This window comes from uncultured Psychroserpens sp., from assembly GCF_947503375.1.
GTDB lineage: Bacteria > Bacteroidota > Bacteroidia > Flavobacteriales > Flavobacteriaceae > Psychroserpens.
Genome location: NZ_CANNDQ010000008.1, coordinates 17,266 through 30,217, shown reverse-complemented (window position 1 = coordinate 30,217; position 12,952 = coordinate 17,266). Strand labels below are relative to the sequence as shown.

Annotated in this window: 11 protein-coding genes; 7 read left to right on the top strand and 4 right to left on the bottom strand. The window is 32.9% G+C overall.

Annotation, left to right across the window (positions count from 1 at the left end; genetic code table 11):
- The first annotated feature begins 23 nt into the window (after window positions 1-23).
- From Q0876_RS13485 to Q0876_RS13465, 5 genes are all read left to right on the top strand, one after another.
- Window positions 24-2,429, top strand: coding sequence for a glycoside hydrolase family 31 protein (locus tag Q0876_RS13485; RefSeq protein WP_299228746.1), 2,406 nt, complete (start codon window positions 24-26; stop codon window positions 2,427-2,429).
- Between the two features lie 121 nt (window positions 2,430-2,550).
- Window positions 2,551-3,381, top strand: coding sequence for a M48 family metallopeptidase (locus tag Q0876_RS13480; RefSeq protein WP_299228745.1), 831 nt, complete (start codon window positions 2,551-2,553; stop codon window positions 3,379-3,381).
- 69 nt (window positions 3,382-3,450) lie between these two features.
- Window positions 3,451-4,833 (top strand): MFS transporter, encoded by a 1,383-nt coding sequence (locus Q0876_RS13475; RefSeq protein ID WP_299228744.1) that lies wholly within the window; start codon window positions 3,451-3,453, stop codon window positions 4,831-4,833.
- A gap of 54 nt (window positions 4,834-4,887) precedes the next feature.
- Window positions 4,888-5,481, top strand: coding sequence for a hypothetical protein (locus tag Q0876_RS13470; RefSeq protein WP_299228743.1), 594 nt, complete (start codon window positions 4,888-4,890; stop codon window positions 5,479-5,481).
- A 122-nt stretch (window positions 5,482-5,603) separates the two neighbouring features.
- Window positions 5,604-6,539 carry a lipocalin family protein gene (locus Q0876_RS13465; protein WP_299228742.1) on the top strand — a complete coding sequence of 312 codons (936 nt, stop codon included), beginning with the start codon at window positions 5,604-5,606 and terminating at the stop codon, window positions 6,537-6,539.
- 68 nt (window positions 6,540-6,607) lie between these two features.
- Here the strand turns inward: Q0876_RS13465 and Q0876_RS13460 are convergent, their stop codons facing one another.
- The 4 genes from Q0876_RS13460 to Q0876_RS13445 are packed head-to-tail and all read right to left on the bottom strand — an operon-like array spanning window position 6,608 to window position 9,612.
- Window positions 6,608-7,324 (bottom strand): head GIN domain-containing protein, encoded by a 717-nt coding sequence (locus Q0876_RS13460; protein ID WP_299228741.1) that lies wholly within the window; start codon window positions 7,322-7,324, stop codon window positions 6,608-6,610.
- 23 nt (window positions 7,325-7,347) lie between these two features.
- Window positions 7,348-8,442, bottom strand: a complete 1,095-nt coding sequence (locus tag Q0876_RS13455; RefSeq protein ID WP_299228739.1) for a hypothetical protein — start codon at window positions 8,440-8,442, stop codon at window positions 7,348-7,350.
- A 49-nt stretch (window positions 8,443-8,491) separates the two neighbouring features.
- The gene (locus tag Q0876_RS13450; RefSeq protein WP_299228737.1) at window positions 8,492-9,043 is read right to left on the bottom strand and encodes a hypothetical protein; all 552 of its coding nucleotides are present in this window, start codon (window positions 9,041-9,043) and stop codon (window positions 8,492-8,494) included.
- Between the two features lie 11 nt (window positions 9,044-9,054).
- The gene (locus Q0876_RS13445) at window positions 9,055-9,612 is read right to left on the bottom strand and encodes an RNA polymerase sigma factor (protein WP_299228735.1); all 558 of its coding nucleotides are present in this window, start codon (window positions 9,610-9,612) and stop codon (window positions 9,055-9,057) included.
- A 230-nt stretch (window positions 9,613-9,842) separates the two neighbouring features.
- On the opposite strand from Q0876_RS13445, the gene lon reads away from it, so the two are divergent.
- Both lon and Q0876_RS13435 read left to right on the top strand, forming a co-directional pair.
- The gene (gene lon / locus Q0876_RS13440) at window positions 9,843-12,296 is read left to right on the top strand and encodes an endopeptidase La (protein ID WP_299228733.1); all 2,454 of its coding nucleotides are present in this window, start codon (window positions 9,843-9,845) and stop codon (window positions 12,294-12,296) included.
- Window positions 12,280-12,900, top strand: a complete 621-nt coding sequence (locus Q0876_RS13435; RefSeq protein ID WP_299228731.1) for a LysM peptidoglycan-binding domain-containing protein — start codon at window positions 12,280-12,282, stop codon at window positions 12,898-12,900. The genes lon and Q0876_RS13435 overlap by 17 nt, the downstream gene beginning before the upstream one ends.
- The last annotated feature ends 52 nt before the right edge of the window (window positions 12,901-12,952 follow it).

Genomic DNA, 12,952 nt, shown 5'->3' with positions numbered 1-12,952 from the left:
GATTTTTATTAAAAAATCAAGCTATGATTATAAATACCGAATTAGAACAAAAAGGAAATCTTTTTCCATCAAAAATTATTGCTTTCAAAAAAGATGTTGATACTTTATATTTTTCTACAGATAATGATGTTGTATTGCAGCTCACTGTATTAAGAGATAGTGTATTGCGCTTTAGGTATACAACTACAGGTACTTTTGATAATGATTTTTCATACGCAATAACAAAGTATGCAAGTACAGGATATAATCACTTATCTATCGAAGAAGATGAAACCTACTATTCTATCACAACATCTAAACTGATCTGTAAAATATCGAAACAAAATTTACGAGTAGCACTTTACGATGCAAAAGATAAAGCGCTAATTAATGAAGACGAATCAGGATTTCATTGGGAAGAAAGCTATCAATATGGCGGTAATATTGTAAAAATGAGTAAGGTATCTAATGATGGCGAAAGTTACTATGGGTTAGGTGATAAGCCTAGTCATTTGAATTTAAAGGGGAAACGCTATCAGAATTGGGTAACAGATTCTTATGCATATGGTAAAGATACAGATCCTATTTACAAAGCCATCCCATTTTATACTGGCTTACATAATAAAAAGGCTTACGGAATATTTTTCGATAATACATTTAGGAGTTTTTTCGACTTTTCTCATGAACGTCGTAACGTAACTAGTTTTTGGGCAGATGGCGGTGAAATGAACTATTATTTCATTTATGGACCACAAATGCAAGACGTGATTGAAAGTTATACAGATCTTACTGGAAAGCCACATCAATTACCACCAATTTGGGCTTTGGGTTACCATCAATGTAAATGGAGTTATTATCCAGAAAGTAAAGTAAAAGAAATCACATCAACATTCAGAAAACTAAAGATTCCATGTGATGCAATATATTTAGATATTGATTATATGGATGGTTTTAGATGTTTCACATGGAATAAAGAGTATTTTCCAGATCCAAAGCGAATGGTCAAAGAATTAGCTGATGATGGCTTTAAAACAGTAGCTATTATTGATCCTGGTATTAAAATAGATAATGACTATTCTGTATTTAAAGAAGCGCTTGAGAATGATTATTTCTGTAAAAGAGCAGATGGTCCATACATGAAAGGTAAGGTTTGGCCTGGCGAATGTTACTTTCCTGATTTTACCAATCCTGAAGTTAGAGAATGGTGGTCTGGACTTTTCAAAGAACTTATTGAAGACATCGGAGTTAAAGGTGTTTGGAATGATATGAATGAACCAGCCGTAATGGAAGTTCCAAATAAGACATTTCCCGATGATGTACGACATAATTATGATGGTAATTATTGCAGTCATAGAAAGGCACATAATATATATGGTATGCAAATGGCTCGCGCCACCTATCAAGGACTTAAGAAATATGCATACCCAAAACGACCTTTTGTAATAACTAGAGCCGCATATTCTGGAACACAACGTTATACATCAACATGGACAGGAGATAATGTTGCCACATGGGAACACTTATGGATTGCAAATGTACAGGCTCAACGCATGGCAATGTCTGGGTTTAGTTTTGCAGGTAGTGATATTGGAGGTTTTGCGGAACAGCCACAAGGGGAGTTATTTACGAGATGGATTCAGCTTGGTGTATTTCACCCATTTTGTCGTGTACACTCTTCAGGTGATCATGGCGATCAAGAGCCATGGGCTTTTGATGAAGATGTTACAGACATAGTAAGAAAGTTTATTGAAATTCGATATCAGTTATTGCCATATCTATATACCGCATTTTGGCATCATATCGACCAAGGTACTCCAATACTTAAGTCATTAGTGCTATATGATCAAGACGATGTGCATACACACTACAGAACAGATGAATTCATTTTTGGTGATAAAATATTAGTCTGCCCTGTCATAGAGCCAAATGCTAGAGGAAGACGTATGTACATACCAAGAGGGTATTGGTATAACTATTGGACTAATGAACGCATAAAAGGAGGAAAGGAAATGTGGGTAGATGCTGATATAGATAGTATGCCAATATTTGTAAAAGAAGGTGCGATCATTCCTAAATATCCAATTCAACAGTATGTTGATGAATTGCAAATAGATGAGGTAAAACTTGATGTTTATTATAAAGAAGGAAAAGATTATTCCACATTATATGACGATGCCGAAGATGGTTATGATTATACTAAAGGACGTTATAGCTTAAGAACATTCAAATTAACAGGAAAAACAAACGAACTCATTATTCAACAGCATAAAGAAGGAAAATACACAACAAAGTATAATACCTTCAATTTGAAAATTTTGGGCTTACCTTTTGAAGTTAAAGAAATTCAAGTCGACAATGAAGTGATAGATATCAAACGATTGAATGTTGATCAGTATTCTAATATCAATATAGACAAGGATTTTTCTGAGTTACATTTTATAGGCAAATAGTAGATCAAGCAAATCAATATTATAATTTCACATATAAATGTGACAATATTATATGTATATGTGTCAAAATATACGGAACGATTTTTGTAAATTTAGCTTATAATATTTAAACCCATTAACAATGAAATTCAAAAACACTATAGTAGTGCTAGGAACATTACTTATGTTCTTATCATGTGCTACAAACCCATTCACAGGAAAGAAAACCATGGCATTTGTTTCTAATGACAAACTATTTCCTTCAGCATTTGCGCAATACGATCAGTTTTTAAGTGAAAACAAAGTCGTTACTGGAACTTCTGATGCTGAAATGATCAAACGTGTAGGGCAACGTATAGCTGTAGCAGCAGAACGTTGGTTAAATGCCAATGGGAATCAAGGTTATCTAGACGATTACCAGTGGGAGTATAACTTAGTTAATGATAAAACGGTCAATGCATGGTGTATGCCTGGTGGGAAAATTGTATTCTACACTGGGATTTTGCCTATAGCACAAAATGAAACTGGAATTGCAGCAATTATGGGTCACGAGGTGGCTCATGCTTTAGCCAATCATGGGCAACAGCGTATGAGTGCAGCTTATATTCAGCAAGGTATAGCTATAGGAGGAAATATTGCACTTCAAAACGATGAAAACCTTGGGATATATAATCAAGCATTTGGTATTGTGTCAACTGTAGGAGGTATGTTACCATTCAGTAGAAGTCATGAAACCGAAGCAGATAATATCGGTTTAACATTAATGGCGATAGCTGGTTACAATCCAGATGAAGCTGCAGAACTATGGAAACGTATGAAAGCGAATAGTGGTGGGCAAGCTCCACCAGAGTTTTTAAGTACGCATCCTTCAAATGACACACGTATAACAAATTTACAAAACTGGGCACCAGGAGCTAAAGCAGAAGCTAAAAAGTTTGGAATAACTTCCTTTAGACCTTTAGGAAACTTTTAATTGTAAAGATTAAAAAATATAGTAATTTAGAAGCTGCCTAATCAAAGGCGGCTTTTTTAATTAGATATTATGGCAAACTTAGAGAAAGGCAGTAAAAAACTCCTTAATGCTTGGGCTTTTTACGACTGGGCAAATTCGGTATACACGTTAACTATTGCCTCTTCGATATTTCCAATTTTTTATTCAGCATTATTTATTTCTCAAACCAATAAAGTAGTATCAGCTTTTGGTTTTGAATTTAAAAGTACAGCACTAATTACTTATGTTACTGCTTTTACATTTTTGGTAGTTTCTATAATGTCACCAATCCTTTCTGGAATTGCAGATTATATTGGAAATAAGAAGAATTTTATGAGATTCTTTTGTTACGTTGGTGGAATTGGTTGTATAGGTCTATATTGGTTTAGTTTAGAGCAGATACACTTGAGTCTATTGTTCTATTTCATGGGCTTAATTGGGTATTGGGGAAGTTTAGTATTTTATAATTCTTATTTGCCAGATATAGCGTTTCCAGAACAACAAGACCGTATTAGTGCAAAAGGCTATAGTATGGGCTATTTTGGTAGTGTGATTTTGTTACTAATAAACTTAGCTATGGTCATGAAACCAGATTGGTTTGGTTTTGATATTAGCATATCTGAAAACTTAAGAGAAACTGGCACTGAAATACAAATTCAAGAAGCCATAGAGAAAGCAAAAAACAGTGCTTCATTTGAAGCAATGAAAATTTCATTTATAACAGTAGGCCTATGGTGGATAGTCTTCAGCCAGTATACATTTTATTGGTTGCCAAAAGGAACTTCAAAAGGACATAAAGTGACTAAAGATGTCATTTTTAATGGTTTAAAAGAATTGAAATTAGTCTGGAAGCAGTTAAAGCAAAACTTGAGGTTAAAACGTTATCTAGCAGCTTTCTTTGTATTTAGTATGGCTGTGCAAACCATTATGTTAATAGCTGTTTATTTTGGAGAAGAAGAAATTACTTGGGGAAGCTCAGATGCCAAAACACAGGGATTGATTGTTAGTATTTTAGTGATTCAGCTTGTAGCAATTGTAGGAGCCGTTTTAACTTCACGTGCATCATCAAAATTTGGTAACATAAAAACGTTGATAATCATAAACATAATATGGATGTCTCTCTGTGTATATGCTTACTTTATGAAAACACCTCTGCAATTTTATATTGCAGCTTCCTTAGTTGGATTGGTTATGGGAGGTATTCAATCTTTAGCCAGATCAACATATTCTAAATTTTTGCCTGAAACCGATGATACTACGTCATATTTTAGTTTCTATGATGTTGCAGAAAAAATTGGTATTGTCATTGGGATGGGAATCTTTGCTACCATTGACCAGATTACAGGTAGTATGCGAAATGCTATTCTGTTCTTATTTGTATTTTTCTTGGTTGGAATTATTTTGTTATTTAGAATACCAAAAGAAAATGAATAAACGAACTAACTAACTTTAAATTAGTATGTTTGTTTAAACTAAATCACAATTACCATGAAAAAATTAAGCTTTTTGTTTTCACTATTTGTTTTGTTAACTGCATTTACTTGTGAGGACGAACCTCTAGAGGGAGAGTTTATAAATGAAGATTTTGACCTGCAAGATTTCAATCCACTTCTAGTTGGCACATGGACTCTCATAGAGTTTGATGTTGACCTTACATCGATAACAAGTTTTGAAGGCCAAGATTTTGTACTTGACTTTACTTCTGAAATGGTTAGTTCAGATTATACTTTGGTATTTACGGAAACAGTTTATACAGTATCTGGTGATTATGTACTAGAATCTACAACCACAGTCAATGGAGAAGTTAATGATAGTTATTTAGATGAATATAACGGCGTATCTGGTGAAGGTACATATGTGACAAACGGGAATGTGATGACTATTGACGGTTCGTTTTTAGACTTTGAAGTTGATGGCATGCAAACAGGAGATCTAGATATTAATCAAGACGCAGACTTTCAATTGAGTGCAGATGGACAAACCTTGACTTTCTTTCAAGATTCTGAACAGCTTAATGAAGATAACGGTTTTGATACTAATACAATGATTGAAGCTACTTCGGTCTGGCAAAGAGTAGAATAAATTTAGACACGACGGATAATTTGAACCAGAGCTCATACCTCTGGTTTTTTTGTATAATAGTAAACTTATTAAAGAATAAATATAAATTAGTATGTTTGCATAAACCCAATTATACTTTTGCTATGAAAAAAATAACAATTCTATTTTCGTTATTTGTTTTATTAACAGCATTTACATGCGAAGATGAACCACTTGAAGGAGAGTTTATTAATGAAGTAGAACTCTCATGCGAAATTGCTACCGGAAATGTAGTACAAGCTGCACTTGCGTTTTTAGAAGCAAACGATGAGAATTATACACAGATATGTACCGCTTTTCGATCAGCTTTACAATCGCAAATACAAGCTTGTGGAGATCCTGATGGTAGCTTACAAGCTCAAATAGATGATTTAGGAGATTGTACCTTAGATAATCAATCCGATGATTGTGCAGCAGCTAATAGTGCAGTAAGTGTAGCTCAAGCTGCTTTCGATAACGCAACAGATGAGAATTACACAGAATTATGTAATGCATATAGAGACGCTTTAGAAAACCTTATAGTACAATGTGGTAATGATGGAGGTACTCAATCTGAAATAGATGATTTAGGAGATTGTACCATGAATAACCAATCAGATGAAGACATTGTTGGTACATGGTTAGCTACCTCATGGATTTCTGAAGAACCAGTTGACATCAATAATGATGGTGTTGAAAGTACAGATCTATTAGCAGAATTTGAATGTTATAATAATGAAACCATTGTTTTTAACGCTAATAATACTGGTGTAATCATGAGTACGTCTTATGCTGATGTTTTATTTGAAATAGAAGTTGGTTCATCAGACACCTATATTTATAGTGTTGATTGTATTTTAGAAGATGAGAATACAAGTTTTACTTGGTCACAAAATGGAAGTCAAATAACTATTGTTGATGAATTAGATATTGAATCGGTTTGGACCTTAGAAGGTAATCAAATATCAACATTTATTCCGCAGGGATTCATTGCGTTTAATATTGATGATGCTTCGGTTACTACATCTCAAGATTTGACTTTTATTTACACAAAACAATAATAAGTAGCACAAAGCAAACGTCACATTATTAGCAGTTAAGCTAATGTGACGTTTGTTAACATATTTGATTAGTTATTTATACTACCTGATCCAGAAACTTTTGTGTCTTGTATTTTAGGATTACCTTTATACTTAATATCACCAGATCCAGCTACTCTAGCTTTTAAACTTTCTTTACTAACAACCTTTGCATCACCAGATCCAGCTACAGCTACCACAGTATGGTTAGATTGCAGATCAAACCCGTCAAAATCACCAGATCCGGCAACTTTTGCTTCAAGTTGATTTGTATTGCCTTTAATTGTCAAATCACCAGATCCAGCAACTTTTGCTATAGTGTTAGATGCTTGAACATCTAAATTGATATCTCCAGATCCAGCTAGAGCCACTTCTAGGTCTGTTGCAGTGATAACATCTTCATTCCATAGATCACCAGATCCAGATAAGGTCACTTTTTCTATATCTTTGAATGGAATTGTAATTTTTATGGTCTTTCCATTGCTGGTTCTTATGTTGGTATGGTTTTTAACTTTTACAATTAGATTATTATCTTTGACTTCAGTGACAATATATTCTAATAAATTCTCCTCACCCTCAACAGTGATTTTTCCTTCAGAACCTGATACTAATACATAATCAAAAGAACCAGAACATTTAATGCCATCATAATCTGATGTGGTTCTTGTAATTGTAATTACTTTACCATTGCCCTTGATTTTTTTGTTTCCTGCAAAGCTAAATGTTACACAAAGTAACAATGCGGTTAATAAAGCTGACGTTTTCATTTTTTTTTGTTTTTAATTGATTGTTAATGTTTTTTGAAACTTATGTTTCCATAATCCGATTTTATTCTAACTAAATTTGAACTATTAGCACTACCATAGTAGCCTTTATAAAATTTATCTGAATGATTTACATTTTGAATAGAAAACTGGAAGCCATCATGATTCCTCAGTGTGCCATTATCTAAACCGATTTCAAAATTAAAATGATATGAAGCATTATATCCTATAGTGATTCCTGTATAGTCCGATTTGATATTAATATTTCCAGCATTTGCGGTCATTTGATCAATCTTAATTGTACCGTAATCTGCTTTAATATCTACATTTTTATAGACTGATCCAAGTCTAAGAGTTAAATTATCAGCACTACCATTAATATTGTTTACATTCATTACATTCATTGATCCATAATCACAGTTGTAAGTAATGTTTTCTGCAACTTCTATTTTAGAGTCTGAATAATCGGTTACCAAGTCTAAAGATTTAGCTTTGGCAACGGTAAAACTACTATAATCTGCATTAATCTTACCACTTTTTATATATTCGAAATAACTATGATTAGTGTAATCAAAATTTATAATATTATTATCGGCCATTAGTTCTTTGGTTGTAATTTTTCCATAATCACAATTAATTTCTGCTTTGCCTTCTAATGTATCTAAATTTATACTGCCATAATCATTATTTAAATTAACATTATTGGTAACTGGCAACTTAATGATGTAGTTAATCTCTATGTTCACTTTCTTTTTTTTGCCCCAGCTCCACCATGAGTTAGAATTCTTTTTCCCAACTAGAGTTTCAGCAGCAACCCAATCTGGGGATGCTGAAAATTTGATTTCAATTTGATTGAGTTTACTTTCTACCTTTTCAAGGTCATTACCATTTGTTTTAATGTTCACCTCAATTAATACTTTAGAACCATCGTAAGTTACAATATCAATATTTCCAAAACTATTATCTACTTTAAGTGTTGCATTTTTTGAAACAGCAAATTCTTTATTAACCGTTTTTTGTTTACTATGTTTCCCTGACCAGCCAGTGGCAGTTTTACCTAGCGCTAAAGAAGGAATAACTAGTGTAATTAGAACAAATCTGTATAGTAATTTTGTTTTCATAATATGTAGTTTTTGATCTCTACTGACAAATAAATTGCCATTAATTTAATTAAAGTACGTTATATTTTGTTTTAATTTGTTTTACCATTTCAACTTTATCTAAAACTGTTTCTAGAACGTTGATTCTATTCTGGAAATTTGTGATCATTGCATAAATAACGCGTTTATCATCACCACTTTGTGCAAGATCTTTTTTTAATGATTCATAGTCTGTTTCCAAAATACTTAACTGTTGTAATGCACCCTCTATTAATTTGTTAGTCTCAGGTGTACGCTCTTGCTCTAATTTTGATAATTCTTCTTGGATTGCTGCTGTGAAAAAATCTTGAGTTTGTGATAACTCTTGAGATACGTTAGCTAAATCCATTAATTCTGGTTCTTCAGGCAAAACGATATATATTGCTATGCATAAAATAATTGATGCGGCAGCTGCTAATAATGGTTTCCAAAAGCGTATTGCTGGACGTGACGATTTGTGAACTTCTCGGTCTATATGCTTTAATTTACTAAAGAATCGATCTTCATGTCCTTTATGTGGCATGTGGATATCAAATTGACTGTCCAGTCTTTCAAAAAGTGTATCAATAGTATCTTTTTCCATAAGTGATAGTATTAACAAGCCAAAGGCTTAAGTTTTTGTCGCAAACTTTCTTTAGCACGCGAAATTAGTGTTCTACAATTTGCTTTAGATATGTTCATGATTTCACAAATTTCCTCATAATCATATCCTTCGATTAAATGTAAGGTTAATCCCATTTGGTAATTATCTTTAAGTAACTTAATTGTATCTATAACTTGGTGTGCCTTAAGCCTAGAAAGCTCATAAGTTTCGTTTTTATCAGATAAGTCTTCTACTTTATAAAGTACATCATCTAATGGTATTACATGATATTTGCCATTTTTTTTATACTGATAAATACTGTTGTTAATAACAATTCGTTTTAACCACGAACCAAAAGTTTTAATCTCTTTAAGATCATTCAGTTTTGTAAAAGCGGTTAAAAATGAATCTTGCATGATGTCTTCAGCTTCAAAACTGTCTTTTACAATTCTAAATGCTGTATTATACATTGCTATGTAATATCTATTATAGACTTCCATTTGTGCATTTTGGTTGCCTGTTTTACAAAGCTGTATTAACTGCTCTATGTTTTGATGGGTTAGTGACAAAAAACAAATGCTTTATTATAAAGATGGTCATGAACCACTAATGTTACACTTTTACCCAAAAAAGTTTTGATAATGAAATTGTGTAATGGCATAACTATTGAATTTATATAAAGATATATAATTACTGTTGCTTGTTAAACAGCTATAAATCAAGTAGTAAGTTAATTTTTTTTAATAAATATAAATATAGTGTTCTGTAATTTTAATGACAGAATGACCAAAAAAATAATATGGCGAAGTCTAATTTTTTAAAGCTTGACAGTTTGTCATTTCAGGATTTTGATGAAAATTCAGAATTAATTCCTTTAATGACACCTGAGGATGAGGCAGAAATAAACAACGAACTCTTACCAGATTCGTTACCAATCTTACCATTGCGTAACACGGTTTTGTTTCCTGGAGTTGTGATACCAATTACTGCAGGTAGAGATAAATCTATTACGTTAATTAACGATGCTAATAAAGGTAGTAAAGTGATAGGTGTTGTTTCGCAAAAAGATGAAAATGTTGAAGATCCAACGGGAAAAGATATTTTCAAAAAGGGTACCGTAGCTCGTATTCTGAAAGTATTAAAAATGCCTGATGGTAATACTACCATTATTATTCAAGGAAAGAAACGCTTTGAGATTCAAGAAGTAGTTTCAGAAGCCCCTTATTTAACTGCTACAGTTAAGGACGTGCCTGAAGCAAAACCAGCTATAGATAATGAAGAGTTCTCTGCTATTATCGAATCTATTAAAGATTTGTCTCTGCAAATTATTAAAGACAGTCCTAATATTCCTACTGAAGCATCATTTGCAATCAAAAACATTGAAAGTAATTCGTTTTTGGTAAATTTTGTTTCTTCTAATATGAACCTCTCTGTAAAGGAAAAACAAGAGTTGTTAGAGATCAATGATTTAAAGGAACGTGCTTTAGCGACCTTGAAGTATATGAATATCGAATTTCAAAAACTGGAGCTAAAGAACGATATTCAATCTAAGGTTCAAAGTGATATGAATCAACAGCAACGCGAGTACTTCTTGCACCAGCAAATGAAAACCATCCAAGAGGAACTCGGTGGTGGCGTATCTTCTGGAGAAGAAATAGAAGAAATGCGTCAGCGTGCAAAAGACAAAAAGTGGGATGATACAGTTGCTGATCATTTTGATAAAGAGTTATCAAAAATGCAACGCATGAATCCACAAGTTGCCGAATATTCTATTCAGCGGAATTATTTAGATCTGTTTTTAGATTTACCTTGGAATGAGTTCAGTGAAGATAAATTTGATTTAAAACGCGCGATGCAAATTTTAGATCGTGATCATTATGGTTTAGATGATGTAAAAAAGAGGATTATTGAATATCTCGCAGTTCTAAAACTACGAAACGATATGAAATCGCCAATTCTTTGTTTATATGGTCCTCCTGGTGTTGGTAAAACATCTTTAGGAAAATCTATAGCTGAGGCTTTAGGAAGAGAGTATGTGCGTATGTCGCTTGGTGGTTTGCGTGACGAAGCTGAAATTCGTGGACACCGAAAAACATATATAGGCGCCATGCCTGGTCGAATTATTCAAAGCTTGAAAAAAGCAGGTACTTCTAATCCAGTATTTGTTTTAGATGAAATCGATAAGCTTTCAAATTCTAACCAAGGTGATCCGTCTTCAGCATTGTTGGAAGTTTTAGACCCTGAACAGAATAGTGAGTTTTATGATAATTTCCTAGAAATGGGATTTGATTTATCTAAAGTGATGTTTATTGCGACTTCTAATAGTCTAAATACCATACAGCCAGCATTGAGAGATCGTATGGAAATTATTAATGTAACAGGTTATACCATAGAAGAGAAAGTAGAAATTGGCAAACGCCATTTACTGCCTAAGCAACTCAAAGAGCATGGTCTAACTGATAAGCATTTAAAAATAGCGAAGCCGCAACTTGAAAAAATAGTTGAAGGTTATACAAGAGAATCTGGTGTTCGTGGTTTAGAAAAACAAATAGCAAAAATGGTACGTCATGCAGCTAAAAATATTGCTATGGAAGAGACTTACAACCTTAAAGTAACAAATGAAGATGTCGTTGAAGTATTGGGAGCGCCTAGATTAGAACGTGATAAATATGAAAATAACAATGTTGCTGGTGTCGTTACTGGATTGGCTTGGACTAGAGTAGGAGGCGATATTCTCTTTATTGAATCTATTTTATCTAAAGGAAAAGGAAACCTGACAATTACTGGTAATTTAGGTAAAGTAATGAAGGAGTCTGCTACTATTGCTATGGAATATATTAAAGCTAATGCAGACGAGTTTGGTATTAATCCAGAAGTATTTAATAACTATAACGTGCACATCCATGTACCTGAAGGTGCTACACCAAAGGATGGCCCTAGTGCAGGTGTAACGATGTTAACATCTTTAGTATCTTTGTTTACACAACGCAAAGTAAAAAGCAGTCTTGCTATGACAGGAGAGATCACTTTGAGAGGAAAAGTATTACCTGTAGGTGGTATTAAAGAAAAAATTCTAGCAGCAAAGCGTGCTAAGATTAAAGAGATTTTATTGTGTGAGGATAATAAAAGAGATATTGATGAAATTAAACCTGAATACTTAAAAGGATTGAAATTTCATTATGTGAAAGAGATGAGTGATGTCTTAAAATTAGCACTAACTAACCAGAAAGTTAAAAATGCTAAAGCACTTTAAAGTTACATTGATCCTATTGATGGCTACAGTTTCATGTTTTGATGCTGTAGCCCAAGCCAATGACTTTAAAGACGTATTATTAAATGATAAACCTGCTAAACTTAATGTGAATACTGGAGAGGTAACCCTTACTGATACAGTTGCATCAAAATCAAAAACCTCAAAAAACAAGTTAGCAGATAATAAGGTTTTAGACTCGGTTTACTTTATTCCTCCTAAACTACATAAAAGTGTAAATGCCAAATCTGAAAATGTGATTGAAGTGTTATCAAAGCCAGAGAAAGACGATGTTACTGATTCAGATTTTCATATAGTGAAAAAGAATGAAACACTTTATGCACTTTCAAAGAAATATCAAACCACTATAGGTCAACTTAAATTGGTTAATAATTTAAATACCACACTTATAAAAATCAATCAAAAATTAAGGGTTAAAAACTTTGATTCACTTGATAGTAATGACATATCAGTCTGGACAGTTGCTAAAGGAGATACTTTATACAGCATTGCAAAACGCAATAACACTTCAGTTGAGAAAATAAAAGCATTGAATGGTTTGCAAAGTAATCTCATTAAACCAGGGCAAAAGCTCCGGTTGCAATAGAAAACAGCTTTACTAAAAAATAAAATAGACAACTACTCGTTTTAAGATAGAT